This window comes from Salifodinibacter halophilus (assembly GCA_012999515.1).
Taxonomy (GTDB): Bacteria; Pseudomonadota; Gammaproteobacteria; order Nevskiales; family Salinisphaeraceae; genus Salifodinibacter; species Salifodinibacter halophilus.
Genome location: JABEEB010000433.1, coordinates 1 through 255, shown reverse-complemented (window position 1 = coordinate 255; position 255 = coordinate 1). Strand labels below are relative to the sequence as shown.

The window sequence follows — 255 nt, the reverse complement described above, 5'->3', positions numbered from 1 at the left end:
GCGCGCTGCACGGCGTGCTGCGCGAAGACCGGCTCGGCGCCGACGCGCTCGCCGCGCTGCGCGAACGCCGGATCACGCCGCTGGCCTTGCTGTGCGACGCGCTCGGCGGGCTGTTGTGGGAAAACGATGTGCGGCCCGAGCATGCCGCGTTCTGCCATGCCTACGCCAAGCGCCTGATGGAACCGGACGAGGCCAGCGCGCTGTACGACGCGCAGGCGGTGTTCGGCGACAGCAACGCCTGGCGCAAGGCCGGCG

General features: G+C 72.9%; 1 protein-coding gene. It reads left to right on the top strand.

The window, feature by feature from the left end; all coding sequences use genetic code 11:
* The coding region (locus HKX41_12340; GenBank protein NNC24924.1) for a hypothetical protein at nt 1–255 on the top strand (255 nt) is incomplete at both ends.